The sequence below is a fragment of the Pseudomonas sp. SID14000 genome (assembly GCF_002165135.1).
Classification (GTDB): Bacteria; Pseudomonadota; Gammaproteobacteria; order Pseudomonadales; family Pseudomonadaceae; genus Aquipseudomonas.
On record NZ_NFZQ01000002.1, the window covers coordinates 76,957 to 98,162 of the forward strand.

Consider the following 21,206-nt stretch of genomic DNA (forward strand, 5'->3'; position numbering starts at 1 on the left):
CCATGGCTAGCATTCCAACCATTTCCTTCGACGCCATCATCATCGGTGGCGGCGGTGCCGGCATGCGCGCTGCGCTGCAGCTGGCTCAAGGCGGTCACAAGACTGCCGTGGTCACCAAGGTCTTCCCGACCCGTTCGCACACTGTATCCGCCCAGGGCGGCATCACCTGCGCCATCGCTTCGGCCGACCCGAACGACGACTGGCGCTGGCACATGTACGATACCGTCAAGGGTTCCGACTACATCGGTGACCAGGACGCTATCGAATACATGTGTCAGGAAGGCCCGGCTGCGGTCTTCGAGCTGGACCACATGGGCCTGCCGTTCTCGCGTACCGAAACCGGTCGTATCTATCAGCGTCCGTTCGGTGGCCAGTCCAAGGACTTCGGCAAGGGTGGCCAGGCTGCCCGTACTTGCGCCGCTTCCGACCGTACCGGTCACGCGCTGCTGCACACCCTGTACCAGGGCAACCTGAAAGCCGGCACCACATTCCTCAACGAGTACTACGCAGTTGACCTGGTAAAGAACCAGGACGGCGCATTCGTTGGTGTGATCGCGATTTGCATCGAAACCGGCGAAACCCTGTACATCAAGTCCAAGGCCACCGTGCTGGCCACTGGCGGTGCCGGCCGTATCTACGCCTCCACCACCAACGCCCTGATCAACACCGGTGACGGCGTGGGCATGGCCCTGCGTGCCGGCGTGCCGGTGCAGGACATCGAAATGTGGCAGTTCCACCCGACCGGCATCGCCGGCGCCGGTGTACTGGTCACCGAGGGTTGCCGCGGTGAGGGTGGCTACCTGATCAACGCCCACGGCGAGCGCTTCATGGAGCGTTACGCGCCGAACGCGAAAGACCTGGCCGGCCGCGACGTGGTCGCCCGTTCCATGGTCAAGGAAATCATCGCCGGCAACGGCGTGGGCCCGAACAAGGACCACGTACTGCTGAAGCTGGACCACCTGGGCGAGGAAGTGCTGCACAGCCGCCTGCCAGGTATCTGCGAACTGTCCAAGACCTTCGCCCACGTCGACCCTGTCGTCGCGCCGGTACCGGTCATCCCGACCTGCCACTACATGATGGGTGGTGTTGCCACCAATATTCATGGTCAGGCCATCACCATGGACGCCGACGGCAACGACCAGATCATCCCTGGCCTGTTCGCCGTAGGTGAAGTAGCGTGCGTATCGGTTCACGGTGCCAACCGCCTGGGCGGTAACTCGCTGCTCGACCTGGTGGTCTTCGGCCGTGCTGCCGGCCTGCACCTGGAGAAGGCGCTGACCGAAGGCGTGGAATACCGCGACGCCAGCGACACCGACGTCGATGTTGCCCTGAACCGCCTGAACAAGCTGAACGAGCGCACCACCGGTGAAGACGTTGCCAGCCTGAAGCGCGAGCTGCAGAGCTGCATGCAGAACTACTTCGGTGTATTCCGTACTGGCGAATACATGCAGAAGGGTATCGAGCAGCTGGCCGGTCTGCGTGACCGTATCGCCAACGTCAAGATCAACGACAAGTCCAAGGCCTTCAACACCGCGCGTATCGAAGCGCTGGAGCTGCAGAACCTGCTGGAAGTCGCCGAAGCTACCGCCATCGCGGCAGAAGCCCGTAAAGAGTCCCGTGGTGCTCACGCCCGTGAAGACTACGAAGACCGTGATGACGAAAACTGGCTGTGCCACACCCTGTACTACCCGGGTGAGAAGCGCGTCGCCAAGCGTGGCGTCAACTTTGCGCCGAAGACTGTTCCAGCCTTCGAACCAAAAGTCCGGACTTACTAAGGGTGGCCGCTATGTTGCAAGTCGAAGTTTATCGTTACAACCCGGACACCGATTCGGCGCCGAAAATGCAGACCTTCCAGGTCGATACCGGCGGCAAGGACCTGATGGTGCTGGACGTGTTGGCGCTGATCAAGGAGCAGGACGAAGGTTTCTCCTATCGTCGCTCGTGCCGTGAAGGCGTTTGCGGTTCCGATGGCATGAACATCAACGGCAAGAACGGCCTGGCCTGCATCACCCCGCTCTCGGCGGTGGTGAAGGGCAACAAGCTGATTCTGCGCCCGCTGCCGGGTCTGCCGGTCATTCGTGACCTGGTCGTCGACATGAGCATCTTCTACAAGCAGTACGAGAAGGTGAAGCCGTTCTTGCAGAACGACACTCCGGCGCCGGCCATCGAGCGCCTGCAGTCGCCGGAAGACCGCGACAAGCTGGACGGCCTGTACGAGTGCATTCTGTGCGCTTGCTGCTCGACTTCCTGCCCGTCGTTCTGGTGGAACCCGGACAAGTTCCTGGGCCCCGCCGCACTGCTGCAGGCCTATCGCTTCCTGGCCGACAGCCGTGACACCAAGACCCAGGAGCGCCTGGCGTCCCTGGATGACCCGTTCAGCGTATTCCGCTGCCGCGGGATCATGAACTGCGTCAACGTTTGCCCGAAAGGTCTGAACCCGACCAAGGCAATCGGTCACGTACGTAACATGCTGCTGCAAAGCGGCACCTGATACAAAGCGTTGTACCTGCAGTAAGCCTCGGTGCGGGTGGTGAGCCCGCACCGAGGTAAAACCCGAACAAGGGCTCACAAAGCCTGCGTTCATTACCTATGAAGATATGAGACCAGCAGGGGCCTTCCGGGCTGGTACCCGGAAAATCAGCAGGATCCAAGTGGCGTGGTTCAGTCGCTGTATTCGGACTTTTCCAGGTTTGCTGTGGCTCTCGCCGATCAGTCCCCTAACCGAGGGTGACCAAGCATGCAAGAAAGCGTGATGCAGCGCATGTGGGAAAGCGCCCACCTTTCAGGTGGTAACGCTGCATATGTGGAAGAGCTTTATGAGCTCTACCTGCACGACCCTAACGCTGTGCCAGAAGAGTGGCGCACCTACTTCCAGAAGTTGCCCGCCGACGGCAGCACCGCTACCGATGTATCGCACTCGACAATCCGCGACCATTTCGTACTGCTGGCAAAGAACCAGCGCCGCGCCCAACCGGTATCCGCCGGGAGCGTGAGCAGTGAACACGAGAAGAAGCAGGTTGAAGTTCTGCGACTGATCCAGGCCTATCGTATGCGCGGCCATCAGGCTGCCAAGCTCGACCCGTTGGGGTTGTGGCAGCGTCCTGCGCCCGTAGACCTGTCGATCAATCATTACGGCTTGACCAATGCCGATCTTGATACGACCTTCCGTGCCGGCGACCTGTTCATCGGCAAAGAGGAGGCGAGCCTACGCGAGATCTTCGAGGCGCTCCAGAAGACATATTGTCGCACCATCGGCGCCGAGTTCACCCACATCGTCGATTCCGAGCAGCGCAGCTGGTTCCAGCAGCGCCTGGAAAGCGTGCGCGGCCGTCCGGAGTTTTCCGCTGACGTGCAGGCCCACCTGCTCGAGCGCGTGACTGCCGGTGAAGGCCTTGAGAAATACCTGGGCACCAAGTACCCGGGCACCAAGCGTTTCGGCCTCGAGGGCGGCGAAAGCCTGATCCCGATGCTGGACGAGATGATCCAGCGTTCCGGTTCCTACGGCACCAAGGAAGTCGTGATCGGCATGGCCCACCGTGGCCGTCTGAACGTTCTGGTCAACACCTTCGGCAAGAACCCGCGCGAGCTGTTCGACGAGTTCGAAGGCAAGAAGATGAACGAGCTGGGCTCCGGTGACGTGAAGTATCACCAGGGCTTCTCCTCGAACGTGATGACCCCGGGTGGCGAAGTGCACCTGGCCATGGCGTTCAACCCGTCCCACCTGGAAATCGTCTCGCCAGTGGTCGAGGGTTCGGTGCGCGCCCGTCAGGACCGTCGCAACGACACCGTTGGCGACAAGGTGCTGCCGATTTCGATCCACGGCGACGCCGCATTCGCCGGCCAGGGCGTGGTCATGGAAACCTTCCAGATGTCGCAGACCCGCGGTTTCAAGACCGGCGGCACCGTGCACATCGTGATCAACAACCAGGTTGGTTTCACCATCAGCAACCCGCTGGACGCGCGTTCCACCGAGTACGCCACCGACGTTGCCAAGATGATCCAGGCGCCGATCCTGCACGTGAACGGCGACGATCCGGAAGCCGTGCTGTTCGTTACCCAGCTGGCTATCGACTACCGCATGCAGTTCAAGCGTGACGTGGTCATCGACCTGGTCTGCTACCGCCGCCGCGGCCACAACGAGGCCGACGAACCGAACGGCACCCAGCCTTTGATGTACCAGCAGATCAGCAAGCAGCGCACGACTCGTGAATTGTACGCTGAGGCACTGATCCAGGCCGGCCGCATCGATGCCGAGCGCGCCCAGGCCAAGATCGACGAGTACCGCAACGCGCTGGACAACGGCCTGCACGTGGTGAAGAGCCTGGTCAAGGAGCCGAACCGCGAGCTGTTCGTCGACTGGCGTCCGTATCTGGGCCATGCCTGGACTGCGCGTCACGACACCCGCTTCGACCTCAAGACCCTGCAGGAACTGTCGGCCAAGCTGCTGGAACTGCCGGAAGGCTTTGTCGTTCAGCGTCAGGTCGCCAAGATCTACGAAGACCGCCAGAAGATGCAGGCCGGTGGCTTGCCGATCAACTGGGGTTATGCAGAGACCATGGCTTACGCCACGCTGCAGTTCGAAGGTCACCCGATCCGCATGACCGGCCAGGACATCGGCCGTGGCACCTTCTCGCACCGTCACGCGGTGCTGCACAACCAGAAGGACGCCAGCACCTACGTACCACTGAAGAACCTGTTCCCGGGTCAGCCGAGCTTCGAGCTGTACGACTCCTTCCTGTCGGAAGAAGCGGTACTGGCCTTCGAATACGGTTACTCGACCACCACGCCGAACGCGCTGGTGATCTGGGAAGCCCAGTTCGGCGACTTCGCCAACGGTGCGCAAGTGGTGATCGACCAGTTCATCACCAGCGGCGAGCACAAGTGGGGCCGCCTGTGCGGTCTGACCATGCTGCTGCCACACGGTTATGAAGGGCAGGGCCCGGAGCACTCCTCCGCGCGCCTGGAGCGTTACCTGCAGCTGTGCGCCGAGCACAACATCCAGGTGTGCGTACCGACCACCCCGGCCCAGATCTACCACCTGCTGCGTCGTCAGGTCATCCGTCCGCTGCGCAAGCCGCTGATCGTCCTGACGCCGAAGTCGCTGCTGCGCCACAAGCTGGCCATCTCGACCCTGGAAGACCTGGCAGAAGGCTCGTTCCAGACCGTGATCCCGGAAATCGACAGCCTCGATCCGGCCAAGGTCGAACGCCTGGTCCTGTGCGGCGGCAAGGTTTACTACGACCTGCTGGAAAAACGCCGTGCCGAAGGCCGCGAAGACATCGCCATCGTGCGTATCGAGCAGCTGTATCCGTTCCCTGAGGACGACCTGGTGGAAATCCTGGCGCCGTACACCAACCTCAAGCATGCGGTCTGGTGTCAGGAAGAGCCGATGAACCAGGGTGCCTGGTACAGCAGCCAGCACCACATGCGCCGTATCCTGGGCCGCCACAACAAGGCACTGGTCCTGGAATACGCCGGTCGCGACGCATCTGCCGCGCCTGCTTGTGGTTACGCCTCGATGCACGCCGAACAGCAGGAAAAACTGCTGCAAGACGCGTTCACTGTCTAACGCCTTCGCGCACCTGAAACCGAATTTAAGGAAACACTGATAATGGCTATCGAGATCAAAGCCCCAACCTTCCCGGAATCGGTTGCCGATGGCACCGTTGCCACCTGGCACAAACAGCCGGGCGATGCCGTCAAGCGTGACGAGCTGATCGTCGACATCGAGACCGACAAGGTCGTCCTGGAAGTGCTGGCCACCGCCGACGGCGTACTGGGTGCCATCGTCAAGGGCGAGGGCGACACCGTTCTGTCCGACGAAGTACTGGGCTCGATCGTTGAAGGCGGTGCTGCCGCCGCTGCGCCAGCTGCCGCTCCGGCCGCTGCCGCTGCTGCTCCGGCTGCCGCTGCTGCCGACGCTGGCGAAGACGACCCGGTTGCCGCCCCGGCCGCGCGCAAGCTGGCCGAAGAGAACGGCATCGACCTGGCCAGCGTTGCCGGCACCGGTAAAGGTGGTCGCATCACCAAGGAAGACGTCGTCGCTGCCGTCGCCAACAAGAAGTCGGCACCTGCTGCGGCTGCCAAGCCTGCCGCCGCTGCCGCCCCGGTTGTCGTCGCTGCTGGCGACCGCACCGAGAAGCGTGTGCCGATGACCCGCCTGCGCGCCAAGATCGCCGAGCGTCTGGTCGAAGCCCAGTCGAGCATGGCCATGCTGACCACCTTCAACGAAGTCGACATGACCGAAGTCATGGCCCTGCGTTCGAAGTACAAGGACCTGTTCGAGAAGACCCACAATGGCGTGCGCCTGGGCTTCATGTCGTTCTTCGTCAAGGCTGCCACCGAAGCCCTGAAGCGCTTCCCGGCTGTCAACGCCTCGATCGATGGCAACGACATCGTTTACCACGGCTACGCCGACGTCGGTGTTGCGGTGTCCAGCGACCGTGGCCTGGTGGTACCGGTACTGCGTAACGCCGAGTCGATGAGCCTGGCGGAAATCGAGAACGGCATCGCCACCTTCGGCAAGAAGGCCCGTGACGGCAAGCTGGCCATCGAAGAGATGACTGGCGGCACCTTCACCATCACCAACGGTGGTACCTTCGGTTCGATGATGTCGACCCCGATCGTCAACCCGCCGCAGGCCGCGATTCTGGGTATGCACAACATCATCCAGCGCCCGATGGCCATCAATGGCCAGGTGGTGATTCGCCCGATGATGTACCTGGCGCTGTCGTACGATCACCGCCTGATCGACGGCAAGGAAGCGGTAACCTTCCTGGTCACCATCAAGAACCTGCTGGAAGATCCGTCTCGCCTGCTGCTGGACATCTAACCCTCTGGCTGCGTACCGTGCCGGCCCTGGCTCCTCAGGAAGCCATGCCGCGCGGTTCGCGGCTTGTAGCTTGTAGCTGATAAGGAATCTTTTATGACCCAGAAATTCGACGTAGTGGTGATTGGTGCAGGTCCTGGCGGCTATGTGGCTGCCATCAAGGCCGCACAACTTGGTCTGAAGACTGCCTGTATCGAGAAGTACACCGACGCCGAGGGCAAGCTGGCCCTGGGCGGCACCTGCCTGAACGTAGGTTGCATTCCTTCCAAGGCGCTGCTGGACAGCTCCTGGAAGTACAAGGAAGCCAAAGAGAGCTTCAACGTCCACGGTATCTCCACTGGCGAAGTGAAGATGGACGTCGCCGCGATGGTTGGCCGCAAGGCTGGCATCGTCAAGAACCTGACCGGTGGCGTTGCCACCCTGTTCAAGGCCAACGGCGTTACTTCGATTCAGGGCCACGGCAAACTGCTGGCTGGCAAGAAAGTCGAAGTCACCAAGGCTGACGGCACCACCGAAGTCATCGAAGCCGAGAACGTGATCCTGGCTTCCGGCTCGCGCCCGATCGACATCCCTCCGGCGCCGGTCGACCAGAATGTTATCGTCGACTCCACCGGCGCCCTGGAATTCCAGGCCGTGCCGAAGCGCCTGGGCGTTATCGGTGCTGGCGTGATCGGCCTGGAGCTGGGCTCTGTATGGGCTCGCCTGGGTGCTGAAGTCACTGTCCTGGAAGCCCTGGACACCTTCCTGATGGCTGCCGACACCGCCGTGTCGAAAGAAGCCCAGAAGACCCTGACCAAGCAAGGCCTGGACATCAAGCTGGGCGCGCGCGTCACCGGCTCGAAAGTCAACGGCAACGAAGTTGAAGTGACCTACACCGACGCCAACGGCGAGCAGAAGATCACCTTCGACAAGCTGATCGTCGCGGTCGGCCGTCGCCCGGTGACCACGGACCTGCTGGCTGCCGACAGCGGCGTGACCATCGACGAGCGTGGCTACATCTTCGTCGATGACTACTGCGCTACCAGCGTACCTGGCGTATACGCCATCGGTGACGTGGTACGCGGCATGATGCTGGCCCACAAGGCCTCGGAAGAGGGCATCATGGTGGTCGAGCGCATCAAGGGCCACAAGGCCCAGATGAACTACGACCTGATCCCGTCGGTCATCTACACCCACCCGGAAATCGCGTGGGTCGGCAAGACCGAACAGGCCTTGAAGGCCGAGGGCGTTGAGGTTAACGTGGGCACCTTCCCGTTCGCTGCCAGCGGCCGTGCGATGGCTGCCAACGACACCGGTGGTTTCGTCAAGGTCATCGCCGATGCCAAGACCGACCGCGTCCTGGGTGTACACGTGATTGGCCCATCGGCTGCCGAACTGGTGCAGCAGGGCGCAATCGCAATGGAATTCGGCACCAGTGCCGAGGACCTGGGCATGATGGTCTTCAGCCATCCGACCCTGTCCGAAGCGTTGCATGAAGCAGCGCTGGCAGTGAATGGCGGCGCCATTCACGTGGCCAACCGTAAGAAGCGTTAATTATAAGAAACCACGGCGGGCTGCCCGTCGTGAGTCTTGCGTGCATGACTCACCGCGGAAAGTCCGCCGGACCGGATCACATGGGAAAACCCGGGGTCAACGGTCACAGGTGGTGCGGCGCCAGTGATGGCGCAGCGCCGAAGCGCAGTACCTAACGAAGACGGTAAAAAGCATGAATCTTCACGAGTATCAGGGTAAGCAGCTGTTCGCTGAGTACGGCCTGCCAGTTTCCAAGGGTTTCGCTGTCGACACCCCTGAGCAAGCTGCAGAAGCCTGCGACAAGATCGGCGGGAACGAGTGGGTAGTAAAAGCCCAGGTTCACGCGGGTGGTCGCGGTAAAGCGGGCGGCGTCAAGCTGGTTCGCAGCAAAGAAGACGCCAAGGCGTTCGCTGCACAGTGGTTGGGCAAGAATCTGGTTACCTACCAGACCGATGCCAACGGTCAACCCGTCTCCAAGATTCTGGTCGAATCCTGCACTGACATCGCCAAAGAGCTGTACCTGGGCGCTGTAGTCGATCGTTCGAGCCGCCGTATCGTGTTCATGGCCTCCACCGAAGGTGGCGTGGACATCGAGAAGGTCGCTCACGAAACGCCTGAGAAGATCCTCAAGGCCACCATCGACCCGCTGGTCGGTGCTCAGCCGTTCCAGGGTCGCGAGCTGGCGTTCCAGCTGGGCCTGGAAGGCAAGCAAGTTCAACAGTTCGCCAAGATCTTCGTTGGCCTGGCCAAGCTGTTCAAGGATCACGATCTGGCCCTGCTGGAAGTGAACCCGCTGGTGATCAAGGCCGACGGCGACCTGCACTGCCTCGATGCCAAGATCAACATCGACGCCAACGCCATGTACCGTCAGCCCAAGCTGAAAACCTTCCACGACCCGTCGCAGGACGATGCTCGTGAAGCCCACGCTGCCAAGTTCGAACTGAACTACGTTGCCCTCGAAGGCAACATCGGTTGCATGGTCAACGGTGCCGGCCTGGCCATGGGTACCATGGACATCGTCAACCTGCACGGCGGCAAGCCGGCCAACTTCCTCGACGTTGGCGGTGGTGCTACCAAAGAGCGCGTTACCGAAGCGTTCAAGATCATTCTGTCCGACAGCAATGTCGCGGCCGTTCTGGTCAACATCTTCGGCGGCATCGTTCGCTGCGACATGATTGCCGAAGGCATCATCGGTGCAGTGAAAGAAGTCGGCGTTAAAGTTCCGGTCGTCGTTCGCCTTGAAGGCAACAACGCCGAACTGGGCGCTAAAGTACTGGCAGAAAGCGGTTTGAACATCATTGCGGCAACCAGCCTGACCGACGCTGCTCAACAAGTTGTCAAAGCTGCGGAGGGCAAGTAATGAGCGTCCTGATCAATAAAGATACCAAAGTCATCTGCCAGGGCTTCACCGGCTCGCAGGGTACTTTCCACTCCGAACAGGCCATCGCCTACGGCACCAAGATGGTCGGTGGTGTAACCCCAGGCAAGGGTGGCACCACCCACCTGGGCCTGCCAGTGTTCAACACTGTGAAAGAAGCTGTGGAAGCTACCGGCGCTGATGCTTCGGTCATCTACGTTCCTGCTCCTTTCTGCAAGGACTCGATCCTGGAAGCTGCCTTCGGTGGCATCAAGCTGATCGTGTGCATCACCGAAGGCATTCCTACCCTGGACATGCTGGATGCCAAGGTCAAGTGCGACGAGCTGGGCGTGACCCTGATCGGCCCTAACTGCCCAGGTGTCATCACCCCGGGCGAGTGCAAGATCGGCATCATGCCAGGTCACATCCACCTGCCAGGCAAGGTCGGTATCGTTTCGCGTTCCGGCACCCTGACCTACGAAGCTGTGAAGCAGACCACCGACGCCGGCTTCGGCCAGTCGACCTGTGTCGGCATCGGCGGTGACCCGATCCCGGGCTCCAACTTCATCGACATCCTGAAGCTGTTCCAGGAAGATCCGAAGACCGAAGCGATCGTCATGATCGGTGAGATCGGCGGTTCGGCTGAAGAAGAAGCCGCGGCCTACATCAAGGCCAACGTCACCAAGCCTGTGGTTTCCTACATCGCTGGTGTTACTGCACCTGCGGGCAAGCGCATGGGTCACGCTGGCGCCATCATTTCCGGCGGTAAGGGCACTGCGGACGAGAAGTTCGCCGCCCTGCAGGACGCTGGTGTGAAGACCGTGCGTTCCCTGGCTGATATCGGCAAGGCCCTGGCCGAGCTGACTGGCTGGGAAGTCAAGAAGTAATACTGCTACACCCCCCACGCGCACAGAGGCCACCTTCGGGTGGCCTTTGTCGTTTCCGGGGTTTGGGTATTCCTGGGCCGGCCCCTTCGCGGGTAAACCCGCTCCCACCGGAAATCACTAACCTTGAGCATTGTGAAGGACCTGTGGGAGCGGGTTTACCCGCGAAGAGGCCAGTACAGTCAGCAAAGATTTTTCGATGGGTTTGATAGGGGTTTTCACGCAGACGAAAGTTTCAATGCGAGGATAATCCCCCCTGTCCCCGGTCGCACAGACAACAAACACATACGCACATCGGACAAGCAGCACTGTGCCAGTGCGTTTAAGTGACAAAACAGTTACCCTACGCGCTCACTCTGTGCCCGTACCCCAAAAGGGAACGACACGCTAAACGGGTCTGGCCTATCAAGCCGGGCAGCATTTCCCCTCATCCAAAGGGAAATCCCCTCTCGAATCCCGATTTCAGCAGTGTGGTACTAACTTAAATGAAAGTTTTAAAAGGCCAGGACATTCTGGCGCTTGGCTTTATGACGTTTGCGCTTTTCGTAGGCGCGGGCAACATCATCTTCCCGCCTATCGTCGGCCTGCAGTCAGGTCCGCACGTGTGGATGGCCGCCCTGGGCTTCCTGGTGACCGCCGTGGGCCTGCCGGTCATCACCGTGGTCGCCCTGGCCAAGGTCGGCGGCGGCATGGATGCCCTGAGCAGTCCGATCGGCAAGTTCTTCGGTGGCCTGTTGGCGGCCGTGTGCTACCTGTCGGTCGGCCCGCTGTTCGCCACCCCGCGCACCGCGACCGTGTCGTTCGAAGTGGGTGTTGCACCGCTGACCGGCGAAAGCCCGCTGGCGCTGTTCATCTACAGCCTGGTGTACTTCCTCGTGGTACTGGCCGTGTCCATGTATCCGGGCAAGCTGCTTGACACCGTGGGCCGCTTCCTGGCGCCGTTGAAGATCATCGCCCTGGCGGTGCTGGGCATCGCCGCCTTCGCGCTGCCTGCCGGCACCATTGGTGAGGCGCAGCCGGCCTATGCCGCCGCGGCGTTCTCCAAGGGCTTCTCCGATGGTTACCTGACCATGGATACCCTGGGTGCTCTGGTGTTCGGTATCGTCATCGTCAACGCCATTCGCTCGCGTGGTGTCGAGTCGCCGAGGCTGATCACCCGCTATGCCATCATCGCCGGCCTGATCGCCGGTGTCGGTCTGGCCCTGGTATACATCAGCCTGTTCCGCCTGGGCGCCACCAGCTACGACATCGCGGCTGACGCCACCAACGGCGCGGCGGTACTGCATGCCTACGTGCAGCACACCTTCGGCTCGCTGGGCAGCGGCTTCCTCGCCGTGCTGATCGCGCTGGCCTGCCTGGTCACCGCGGTTGGCCTGACCTGCGCCTGCGCCGAGTACTTCAGCCAGATCCTGCCGCTGTCGTACCGCGCGCTGGTGGTGATACTGGCGGGCTTCTCGCTGCTGATCTCCAACCTCGGCCTGACCAAGCTGATCATGTTCTCGATCCCGGTGCTCACCGCGATCTACCCGCCGTGCATCGTGGTGGTCGGGCTGAGCTTCGTGAAGGACCTGTGGAACTCGCCAACCCGCATCCTGGCGCCGGTGATGCTGGTGTCGCTGCTGTTCGGCATGGTCGATGCGATCAAGGGCAGCAGCATTGCCCACGTGCTGCCGGACTTCATGGCGCACCTGCCGCTGAGCGACCAGGGCCTGGCCTGGCTGGTGCCTTCGGTGGTGACCCTGGTTGGCGCCGTGGCCTGCGACCGCCTGCTCGGCAAGCCGCGCGAGGCGCTGGCCTGATAGTCGAAGCCTGAGGGCGGCACCGGCCACAAGCCGAAGGGTGCTCGCCAAGGGTGGAAACTCAAGAGCCCCGTATCCGAGAGGATGCGGGGCTTTTTGTTTGCCTGCACTGGCCTCTTCGCAGCACAAGGCTGCTCCTACAAGTACAGTGCCGTACCTGTAGGAGCAGCCTTGTGCTGCGAAGAGGCCAGAACAGGCAATGCGGATTTCTGGGTGGGTGTGTGCCTTTTGCCGCTTGCCAGCGTCGAAATCCGGTCCCTATCCTTCAGGTATCTGGTCCTCTCGGGAACCCTGCATGAACTTCATCCAAAGCAACTTCAACAACCTGTTGGCCATCGCCTGGTTCGCTCTGTGCTGGGGCGGCTACACCCGCTATGCCATCTGGAAGGGCCGCGACACCGCGTGCCTGGCCAGCGTGCTGCACCTGTATCGCGAAGACTGGATGCGCCGCATGCTGCTGCGCGACAACCGCATCGCCGATGCCAGCGTGATCGGCAACCTTGAGCGCAACGCATCGTTTTTCGCCTCCAGCACCCTGATCATCCTTGCAGGTATCCTCACCGTGCTCGGGGCCTCCGACCGGGCGCTGTCACTGCTGGCCGACTTGCCGCTGGTTCAGCAGACCTCCCAGGGCATGTCGGAGATCAAGCTGCTGTGCCTGGCCATGGTCTTCGTCTACGCCTTTTTCACCTTCAGTTGGTGCATGCGCCAATACAACTTCGCTGCAGTACTGGTGGGTTCGGCGCCGATGATCGGCGAACGGCTGGTCAATGAACTGGAGCGCAAGGCATTCGCCTCTCGGGCAGCGCGGGTGCTGTCACTTGCCGCCAACCAGTTCAACTTCGGCCTGCGTTCCTATTACTTCGGTATGGCCATGTTGAGCTGGTTCATCAGCCCATGGTTGTTCATGGTCATGAGTGTCGGGGTAGTGCTGATTCTGTACCGCCGTGAGTTCCATTCGGATGTGCTGGATGTGATGGTGTTCACACCTACTGAAAGTGTCTCGCTCGAGCCCGCCAAGGAAACCACCGCACCTGCTACGTGAAACGTTTAATCCATAAACTTCAGGCACAAAAAAACCCGACAATGTCGGGTTTTTTTGTTTTAGCCGATTACTGCTTGGCAGGTTCGGCTGGGGCAGCAGGGGCAGCAGGGGCTGCTTCTGTTGCCGGGGCGGCTGGCGCGGCTTCCGGAGCCGGAGTAGCCGGAGCGGCTTCTTCGGCGGCCTTCTGCTCGGCTTCGGCCTGATCTTTGGCGGCTTCGGCGTTTTCCTTGGCAGCCTCGTTCATTTTATCCTGAGCTTCGCCCGCTTTTTCCTGGGCTTGCTCGGCGTGTTGCTGTGCGTCCTGGGCTTTGTCTTCGCTCGCTTTATCGCAAGCGGCCAGGCCCATGGCAGCGGCCAGCATCAGAGCAAAAGCAAAAGGTTTACGCATGGGGGTGTTTCTCCTTGGTGGAATAAGTGACTTGTTCCTTCGAGTGCAACTACGCGGAATAAGTTCCGCGAAGATTACACATATATAACGCCCCGTTCTATATGGACTTTTCAACGATTTTATGCAGCTGCGGCAATGCGCGGGGAAACAGCCGATGAGCGATTCAACCTTGATGGCCATGGCCGAGCGTTTTCTTTCGGCCCTGAAACATTGTCAGTTGTTGCAAATGCGCGTGGCGCAAGCCAATGCCGATGGCATGACCCTGGTTCTGCCCTGGTCACCGGCCATCGTCGGCAACCCGCAGACCGGCGCCGTGCATGGCGGCGCGCTGACCACGTTGATGGACACCACCTGCGGTATGGCCACGCTGTGCGTGCTGCCGCGCTTCGAAGTGTGCCCCACACTGGACCTGCGCATCGACTACATGCACCCGGCTGAGGCGGGCAAGGATATCTACGGCCACGCCCAGTGCTACCGGGTTACCCGCGATGTAATCTTCACCCGTGGCACGGCCTACCAGGACGATCCTGCCCAGCCGATCTGCCAGGTGGTGGGCACGTTCATGCGCCTGGGCCAGGAGATCAAGGGAGGCATCCGCTTCGGCAACAGCCTGAAGGAGGGCGGGGCATGATTCCGCGTGCGATTCGCCAACAGCTCAACGCCGCCCACGCGGTGGGAGACTATCAGCCATTACTGGCACTGATCCCCTACGCCGGCCTGATCGGCATCGAATGCGAGCGCGAGGGCGATGACCTGCTGTTCCGTCTGCCGGCCAGCCAGGACAACATCGGCAACCCGCTGCTACCGGCCATCCATGGCGGGGTTATCGCGGGGTTCATGGAGCTCTCGGCAGCGCTGTACCTGCTGATCTACAGCGAGAGCGCGAGCATTCCGAAGATCATCGACTTCTCCATCGATTACCTGCGCGCCGGGCATTTTCGTGATACCTACGCCCAGTGCCAGCTTTGGCGCCAGGGGCGGCGGATAACCAATGTGGCCATCACCGCCTGGCAGGGCGACAGGCAGTCGCCGATTGCCACGGCCCGCGCGCATTTCAAGATAGAACCGGAAAAGCCCTTGAAATCATCCGGGCAGCCCCCATCTGCATGACATCCGCCGCTAACGCAGGCCGAACCGGCCGCAAGGCGCCATCCGCCATCAGATCGGAGTTTTGAAGACCATGAGTGTGGAGACTCAAAAAGAAACGCTGGGCTTCCAGACCGAGGTAAAGCAACTGCTGCACCTCATGATCCATTCCCTGTATTCGAACAAGGAGATCTTCCTGCGTGAATTGATCTCCAACGCTTCCGACGCTGCCGACAAGCTGCGTTTCGAGGCCCTGGCCAAGCCAGAGCTGTTCGAGGGTGACGCCGACCTGAAGATTCGCCTGAGCTTCGACAAGGACGCCGGTACCGTGACCCTCGAGGACAACGGCATCGGCATGAGCCGCGAAGACGTCATTGCCCACTTGGGCACCATCGCCAAGTCCGGCACCGCCGACTTCATGAAGAACCTCACTGGTGACCAGAAGAAGGACTCGCACCTGATCGGTCAGTTCGGTGTGGGCTTCTACTCCGCGTTCATCGTGGCCGACAAGGTCGATGTTTACAGCCGTCGTGCCGGCCAGCCGGCCGCAGAAGGCGTGCACTGGTCGTCGAAAGGCGAGGGCGAGTTCGAAGTCGCCACCATCGACAAGCCGCAGCGCGGTACCCGCATCGTCCTGCACCTGAAGAAGGGCGAGCAGGAGTTTGCCGACGGCTGGCGCCTGCGCAACGTGGTCAAGAAGTACTCCGACCACATCGCCATGCCGATCCAGCTGCCGAAGGAGCAAGCTGCAGTCGAAGGTGAAGAAAAGCCGGCCGAAGAGTGGGAAACCGTCAACCGTGCCAGCGCCCTGTGGACCCGTCCGCGTACCGAGATCAAGGACGAGGAGTACCAGGAGTTCTACAAGCACATCGGCCATGACTTCGAAAACCCGCTGGCCTGGAGCCACAACAAGGTCGAAGGCAAGCTCGAATACAACTCGCTGCTTTACGTGCCGGCCCGCGCGCCGTTCGACCTGTACCAGCGCGAAGCGCCACGCGGCCTGAAGCTGTACGTGCAGCGCGTATTCATCATGGACCAGGCCGAGTCGTTCCTGCCGCTGTACCTGCGCTTCATCAAGGGTGTGGTCGATTCCAACGACCTGTCGCTGAACGTGTCGCGTGAAATCCTGCAGAAAGACCCGATCATCGACTCGATGAAGACCGCGCTGACCAAGCGCGTGCTGGACATGCTGGAGAAGCTGGCGAAGAACGAACCCGAGCAGTACAAGGGCTTCTGGAAGAACTTCGGTCAGGTGCTGAAGGAAGGCCCGGCCGAAGACTACGCCAACAAGGAAAAGATCGCCGGCCTGCTGCGCTTCGCTTCCACCCAGGACGACAGCGGCGAGCAGAGCGTTGCCCTGGCCGATTACCTGGCCCGTGCCAAGGAAGGCCAGGACAAGATCTACTACCTCACCGGCGAGTCGTACGCGCAGGTCAAGAACAGCCCGCACCTGGAAGTCTTCCGCAAGAAAGGCATCGAAGTGCTGCTGCTGACCGACCGTATCGACGAGTGGCTGATGAGCTACCTCAACGAGTTCGACGGCAAGGCCTTCGTCGATGTCGCCCGCGGTGACCTGGACTTGGGCAAGCTGGATTCGGAGGAGGACAAGAAGGCCCAGGAAGAAGTCGCCAAGGAAAAGGAAGGCCTGGTCGAGCGTCTGAAAGGCGCGCTGGGTGACAGCGTGGCCGAAGTGCGTGTATCGCACCGCCTGACCGACTCGCCGGCGATCCTGGCCATCGGTGAACAGGACCTTGGCCTGCAGATGCGCCAGATCCTGGAAGCCAGCGGGCAGAAGGTGCCGGAGTCCAAGCCAATCTTCGAGTTCAACCCGACCCACCCGCTGATCGAGAAGCTGGACAACGAGCAGAGCGAAGACCGTTTCGCCGAGCTGTCGCACATCCTGTTCGATCAGGCGGCCCTGGCGGCCGGTGACAGCCTGAAGGACCCGGCGGCTTACGTTCGTCGCCTCAACAAGCTGCTGGTCGAGCTGTCTGCTTGAGTTGATGCATAGGAAAGCCCGCTTCGGCGGGCTTTTTTCATGGCGAGCATATTGATGATGAGTGCCAAAGGAGTGCTTGATGAGCAAAGTAATCGTCGAATCGCTGGTCTATCACCTGTCCGGCAAGGCATATGAAAGCCGCCTGGTCTACGAGCCGGGCGTGCTGGGGCGACCGGGCCTGGTGATGGCGCCGAACTGGATGGGCATTGGCGAAGGGGCCGAGCGCATCGCCAAGGAAGTAGCCGAGAAGGGTTATGTGGTGCTGATTGCCGACCTGTACGGGCAGTCGGTGCGCCCATCCAATGCCGAAGAGGCCGGTGCGGCGATGATGCCGTTGAAGAACGACAGAGGCGAGCTGCGCAAGCGCATGCAGGAAGCCCTGGCGCAGTTGCTGGGGCAGTCGAAGGCGTTGCTGGAGCCGGGCAAGGTCGCCACGTTCGGCTTCTGCTTTGGTGGCTGCTGCGCCCTGGAGTTGGCCCGTACCGGTGCCGATCTGCGTGCGGCGGTGTCGTTCCATGGCACGCTGGACACGCCGAACCCTGAAGATGCCAAGCGCATCAAGGGCTCGGTGCTGGTATTGCACGGCGCCGCCGATCCGCTGGTGCCGAAAGAGCAACTGCCGGCGTTCGAGGACGAGATGAACGCGGCCAAGGTTGACTGGCAATTGCTGAGTTATGGTGGCGCGGTGCACTCGTTTACCGACCCGAGCGCCAATGTGCCGGGCAAGATGCAGTATGACCGGCGTACCTCGGAGCGGGCGTTCCGGGCGATGCATAACCTGCTGACCGAAGTGTTCCAGCGCTGAGGTTGCATGGGGCTGCTTTGCAGCCCATTCGCGGGTAAACCCGCTCCCACAGGTACTGCGCTGTCTGTGGGAGCGGGTTTACCCGCGAATGGGTCGCAAAAACGCCCCCCTTTCACCTAGGCAACTCGATTCGCGAGGTTTCCCCTGGCACCACCGGCCAATCCCTCGCAGCCCACTTGGCCCGGGCCTGTTCGATCAGTTCCACATCACTGGCGACAAAATTCCAGTTCATCCGCCGCGGCCCATCCAGTGGCGCGCCACCAATCAGCACCAGCTGGCACTCACTCTCCGCGTACAGCGTTACCTCTTCACCCTCCGGCAACACGATCAGGTTGCAGGCCTCGACCTGTTCATCGTTCAACATCAGCTCACCGTCGAGCAGGTAAAGTGCTCGCTGCACATGCTCGTTCGGCACCAGTAGCGTGGTTGCCGGTTGCATCTGTACATGCGCGTAAAGGGTAGGGGAGAGCACTGGCACCGGCGATTCCAGGCAGAACCCGCTACCGGCAATCATGCAGATGCGTACCCCGAGGCTGTCACTGACCGGCAGGCTCGCCGCCGGGTGATGGCTGTAGCTGGGTGCGCCTTGCTCATGTTCGCGCGGCGACGCCAGCCATACCTGCAACCCGTGCAGGCGTGAACCATGGGCCAGGGCATCTTCAGGCGTGCGCTCCACGTGGGCCACGCCGCTGCCAGCTGTCATCCAGCTGACATCACCAGGTAGCACCCGCTGGTCCGAGCCGAGGCTGTCCTTGTGCAGGATGGCCCCTTCGAACAGGTAGGTAAGGGTCGACAGGCCGATATGCGGGTGCTGGCGGATGTCCATGCCATGCCCCGGGGCATAGTCGGTTTCGAGCATATGGTCGAAAAACACGAACGGGCCGACGCTGCGGCATTGGGCCGACGGCAGCGGGCGCAGGATCGGTTGGCCCTCGACCGATTCGGCACGTGGGCGGATGACCAAGGGGCTGCTCATGGGAAGGCTCCAGGCGATGTGGAAATGCCCCAAGCATAGCGGTTTGCCCGCCCCGGCTGAACCGCCTCGTTGGCCGGCCGGTCTACAGGGCTGATAACCGGAGAAGGAAGCTGCCCCATGATCGCCAGAGCGCTGGCCTGCATGCTGTTGTCCACCTGGCTGTGCCACCCGGCGCAGGCGCGCGATTACCGCTACAGTGATGCGCACCTGCACTACGTCGACTTCTTCCAGGAAAGCGAAGGCATGCCTGCGCTGATCAAGGCCATGGATGCCGCTGGTATCGAGCAGTCGATGATTTCCGGCGTACCGGTGGCCAAGAAATGGCACGAAGACGAGCCCAAGCGCCCGCGCTATTACGCCGGTGATGACGCCGAGGCCTACTGGTACAGCGCCACGGATACCTACGTGGCCGCGGCGCTGCAGCAATTGCCCGACGAGCAGCGCAAGCGCTTTCATCCGTTCCTTACCGGCTTCAATCCGGTGGACAAGAACGCCTCCAGCCATATCGAGCGCATGCTCGAACTGTACCCGGGGCTGTGGCAGGGTATTGGCGAAGTGTTCACCCGCCACGATGACCTGACGGCACTGACCAGCGGTGACACGCCGCGCGCCAACAACGAGGCCATGACGCGCATCTACCACCTGGCGGCCGAGCGCGACTTGCCGGTGCTGCTGCATTCCAACATCACCTCCAAGCGCGAGCGCAATCCGCTTTACCTGACAGAGATCGAGGAGCCGCTGCGCAATCACCCACATACGCGGTTCATCTGGGCGCACGCCGGCAGCAGTATGGAGATCCACCGGCACCAGACGCAAATGGACTTTCTGCTGCCGGTGCTGACGCGGTTGCTGGAGGATTACCCGAACCTGTATGTCGACCTGTCGTGGAGTGTGCTGGAACCTTATCTGCTGGATGACCGGGGTGTGCCGCGCAAGGAATGGCTGGCACTGGTCGAGAAATTCCCGGAGCGGTTCATGCTGGGTTCGGATGTGGTGGGGCGGTTTGGCAGCCTTGGGGAGCAGATGCACGGGTTCAGGCCGTTTCTGGATGCATTGCCGGAACAAGTTGCCAACAAGGTGGCCAGGGAGAATTTTCTGGCTGTGTTGCCCAAACAATAGTATTTCGCCTGTGTCGGCCCTTTCGCGGGTAAACCCGCTCCCACAGGGACCGCGCTGCTCTTGAAACTGGCGCTGTACCTGTGGGAGCGGGTTTACCCGCGAAAGGGCCGGTACAGGCGACACAAATGAAAACGCCCCGAACCAGTCGGGGCGTTCTCGTTTACCGCATCAGCGTCTTACTTGCCTTCCCAGCGCTTGAGCACCAGGGTGGCGTTGGTGCCGCCGAAGCCGAAGCTGTTGCTCATGACCGTGTCGATCTTGGCGTTTTCTTCGGTCTTGCGCAGGATCGGCAGGTCGGCGACCTCCGGGTCCAGCTCGTCGATGTTGGCGGAGCCGGCGATGAAGTTGTTTTCCATCATCAGCAGGCAGTAGATCGCCTCGTGTACGCCAGCAGCGCCCAGCGAGTGGCCCGACAGGCTCTTGGTCGAGCTGATCTTCGGTGCATTGGCGCCGAACACTTCGCGAACGCCCTTGATCTCGGCAACGTCACCGACCGGGGTCGAGGTGCCGTGGGTGTTCAGGTAGTCGATCGGGGTGTCGACGGTCGACAGCGCCTGCTGCATGCAGCGGATGGCACCTTCGCCGCTCGGGGCAACCATGTCGTAGCCGTCGGAAGTGGCGCCGTAGCCGACGATTTCCGCGTAGATCTTGGCGCCACGGGCCAGGGCGTGTTCCAGCTCCTCGACCACCACCATGCCGCCACCGCCAGCGATGACGAAGCCATCACGGTCGGCGTCGTAGGCGCGCGAGGCCAGTTCCGGGGTTTCGTTGCGCTTGGTCGACAGGGCGCCCATGGCATCGAACAGGAACGACTGGCTCCAGTGCTCTTCTTCACCGCCACCGGCGAAGACGATGTCCTGCTTGCCCCACTGGATCTGCTCCAGGGCGGTGCCGATGCAGTGTGCCGAAGTGGCGCAGGCCGACGAGATCGAGTAGTTGATGCCCTTGATCTTGAACGGGGTGGCCAGGCACGCCGAAACGGTGCTGCCCATGGTGCGGGTAACGCGGTACGGGCCGACGCGCTTGACGCCTTTCTCGCGCAGGGTGTCCAGCGCTTCCATCTGGTTCAGGGTCGAGGCGCCGCCGGAGCCAGCCACCAGGCCGGTACGCGGGTTGGAAACCTGCTCTTCGGTCAGGCCAGCGTCCTTGATCGCGTCCTGCATCGCCAGGTAGGCGTAGGCGGCAGCGTGGCCGACGAAGCGGTAGACCTTGCGGTCGATCAGTTCTTCGAGGTTGAGGTCGATGGACCCGGAAACCTGGCTACGCAGCCCCATTTCCTTGTATTCCGGGTTGTAACGGATACCCGGACGGCTGTTGCGCAGGTTTTCGGTGACGGTAGCTTTGTCATTGCCCAGGCACGATACGATGCCCAGACCAGTGATAACGACGCGGCGCATGCGAATAACC

Annotated in this window: 17 protein-coding genes; 14 read left to right on the forward strand and 3 right to left on the reverse strand. The window is 61.5% G+C overall.

Going from position 1 to position 21,206, the window contains the following annotated elements:
- Nucleotides 1–2 precede the first annotated feature (2 nt).
- The 9 genes from sdhA to CAY82_RS03245 all read left to right on the forward strand — a co-directional run bounded on the left by sdhA (nt 3) and on the right by CAY82_RS03245 (nt 13,426).
- Nucleotides 3–1,775 carry a succinate dehydrogenase flavoprotein subunit gene (gene sdhA / locus CAY82_RS03205; protein ID WP_087499912.1) on the forward strand — a complete coding sequence of 591 codons (1,773 nt, stop codon included), beginning with the start codon at nt 3–5 and terminating at the stop codon, nt 1,773–1,775.
- A gap of 11 nt (nt 1,776–1,786) precedes the next feature.
- Nucleotides 1,787–2,491, forward strand: a complete 705-nt coding sequence (locus CAY82_RS03210) for a succinate dehydrogenase iron-sulfur subunit (protein ID WP_011534752.1) — start codon at nt 1,787–1,789, stop codon at nt 2,489–2,491.
- A 246-nt stretch (nt 2,492–2,737) separates the two neighbouring features.
- Nucleotides 2,738–5,569: a 2-oxoglutarate dehydrogenase E1 component gene (locus CAY82_RS03215; protein WP_087499913.1), complete on the forward strand. Its 2,832-nt coding sequence runs from the start codon at nt 2,738–2,740 to the stop codon at nt 5,567–5,569.
- A gap of 42 nt (nt 5,570–5,611) precedes the next feature.
- A complete protein-coding gene (odhB, locus tag CAY82_RS03220; protein ID WP_087499914.1) occupies nt 5,612–6,832 on the forward strand; it encodes a 2-oxoglutarate dehydrogenase complex dihydrolipoyllysine-residue succinyltransferase in 1,221 nt (406 codons plus the stop codon).
- A gap of 93 nt (nt 6,833–6,925) precedes the next feature.
- Nucleotides 6,926–8,362, forward strand: a complete 1,437-nt coding sequence (gene lpdA, locus CAY82_RS03225) for a dihydrolipoyl dehydrogenase (RefSeq protein ID WP_013973439.1) — start codon at nt 6,926–6,928, stop codon at nt 8,360–8,362.
- Between the two features lie 172 nt (nt 8,363–8,534).
- On the forward strand, nt 8,535–9,701 hold the full coding sequence (sucC, locus tag CAY82_RS03230) for an ADP-forming succinate--CoA ligase subunit beta (protein WP_003254205.1): 1,167 nt from the start codon (nt 8,535–8,537) through the stop codon (nt 9,699–9,701).
- The gene (gene sucD / locus CAY82_RS03235) at nt 9,701–10,585 is read left to right on the forward strand and encodes a succinate--CoA ligase subunit alpha (RefSeq protein WP_004376004.1); all 885 of its coding nucleotides are present in this window, start codon (nt 9,701–9,703) and stop codon (nt 10,583–10,585) included. Before sucC ends, sucD begins: the two co-directional genes overlap by 1 nt.
- 482 nt (nt 10,586–11,067) lie before the next feature.
- The gene (gene brnQ / locus CAY82_RS03240; RefSeq protein ID WP_087499915.1) at nt 11,068–12,381 is read left to right on the forward strand and encodes a branched-chain amino acid transport system II carrier protein; all 1,314 of its coding nucleotides are present in this window, start codon (nt 11,068–11,070) and stop codon (nt 12,379–12,381) included.
- A gap of 295 nt (nt 12,382–12,676) precedes the next feature.
- Nucleotides 12,677–13,426: a DUF599 domain-containing protein gene (locus CAY82_RS03245; protein WP_087499916.1), complete on the forward strand. Its 750-nt coding sequence runs from the start codon at nt 12,677–12,679 to the stop codon at nt 13,424–13,426.
- 67 nt (nt 13,427–13,493) lie between these two features.
- Here the strand turns inward: CAY82_RS03245 and CAY82_RS03250 are convergent, their stop codons facing one another.
- Nucleotides 13,494–13,814, reverse strand: a complete 321-nt coding sequence (locus CAY82_RS03250; RefSeq protein ID WP_087499917.1) for a hypothetical protein — start codon at nt 13,812–13,814, stop codon at nt 13,494–13,496.
- Between the two features lie 154 nt (nt 13,815–13,968).
- Between CAY82_RS03250 and CAY82_RS03255 the strand changes: the two genes are divergently transcribed.
- From CAY82_RS03255 to CAY82_RS03270, 4 genes are all read left to right on the forward strand, one after another.
- Nucleotides 13,969–14,445 carry a PaaI family thioesterase gene (locus CAY82_RS03255; protein ID WP_085705160.1) on the forward strand — a complete coding sequence of 159 codons (477 nt, stop codon included), beginning with the start codon at nt 13,969–13,971 and terminating at the stop codon, nt 14,443–14,445.
- Nucleotides 14,442–14,924 (forward strand): PaaI family thioesterase, encoded by a 483-nt coding sequence (locus tag CAY82_RS03260; protein WP_087499918.1) that lies wholly within the window; start codon nt 14,442–14,444, stop codon nt 14,922–14,924. The genes CAY82_RS03255 and CAY82_RS03260 overlap by 4 nt, the downstream gene beginning before the upstream one ends.
- Before the next feature lie 70 nt (nt 14,925–14,994).
- The gene (gene htpG, locus CAY82_RS03265) at nt 14,995–16,899 is read left to right on the forward strand and encodes a molecular chaperone HtpG (protein ID WP_087499919.1); all 1,905 of its coding nucleotides are present in this window, start codon (nt 14,995–14,997) and stop codon (nt 16,897–16,899) included.
- Between the two features lie 79 nt (nt 16,900–16,978).
- Nucleotides 16,979–17,704, forward strand: coding sequence for a dienelactone hydrolase family protein (locus tag CAY82_RS03270; protein WP_087499920.1), 726 nt, complete (start codon nt 16,979–16,981; stop codon nt 17,702–17,704).
- 112 nt (nt 17,705–17,816) lie between these two features.
- Here the strand turns inward: CAY82_RS03270 and CAY82_RS03275 are convergent, their stop codons facing one another.
- Nucleotides 17,817–18,680 carry a pirin family protein gene (locus tag CAY82_RS03275; RefSeq protein WP_087499921.1) on the reverse strand — a complete coding sequence of 288 codons (864 nt, stop codon included), beginning with the start codon at nt 18,678–18,680 and terminating at the stop codon, nt 17,817–17,819.
- A 117-nt stretch (nt 18,681–18,797) separates the two neighbouring features.
- Here CAY82_RS03275 and CAY82_RS03280 point away from each other — a divergent pair, with 117 nt between their 5' ends.
- Nucleotides 18,798–19,799: an amidohydrolase family protein gene (locus tag CAY82_RS03280; RefSeq protein ID WP_087499922.1), complete on the forward strand. Its 1,002-nt coding sequence runs from the start codon at nt 18,798–18,800 to the stop codon at nt 19,797–19,799.
- A 176-nt stretch (nt 19,800–19,975) separates the two neighbouring features.
- Here the strand turns inward: CAY82_RS03280 and fabB are convergent, their stop codons facing one another.
- Nucleotides 19,976–21,196, reverse strand: coding sequence for a beta-ketoacyl-ACP synthase I (fabB, locus tag CAY82_RS03285; protein ID WP_087499923.1), 1,221 nt, complete (start codon nt 21,194–21,196; stop codon nt 19,976–19,978).
- Nucleotides 21,197–21,206: the final 10 nt, after the last annotated feature.